The sequence below is a fragment of the Chryseobacterium sp. UF-290 genome, assembly GCF_058245615.1.
Genome location: NZ_JBSICB010000047.1, coordinates 1 through 321, shown reverse-complemented (window position 1 = coordinate 321; position 321 = coordinate 1). Strand labels below are relative to the sequence as shown.

Sequence of the window (321 nt, the reverse complement as noted above, 5' to 3'; positions counted from 1 at the left end):
ACCCGGCTGGGATTCGAACCCAGGACCCATACATTAAAAGTGTATTGCTCTACCAGCTGAGCTACCGAGTCGGCCACAATTAAGAATAAATATAAACATTTATTTCTTAACTATAAAAATTTTCTTTGCAGTGCCTGCGACTGGACTCGAACCAGCACATCCTTAGGAAACCACCCCCTCAAGATGGCGTGTCTACCAATTTCACCACGCAGGCAAAAAATTACAAAAAATAGTAATTTTTTTGCTTGTGACCCGGCTGGGATTCGAACCCAGGACCCATACATTAAAAGTGTATTGCTCTACCAGCTGAGCTACCGAGTC

The 321-nt window shown here is 43.6% G+C and carries 2 tRNA genes; both read right to left on the bottom strand.

Going from position 1 to position 321, the window contains the following annotated elements:
* Positions 1–131: 131 nt before the first annotated feature.
* Positions 132–214 (bottom strand) — tRNA-Leu (locus tag AC4IF5_RS20440).
* Positions 215–248: 34 nt separating this feature from the next.
* Positions 249–321: transfer RNA gene (locus AC4IF5_RS20435), tRNA-Lys, on the bottom strand.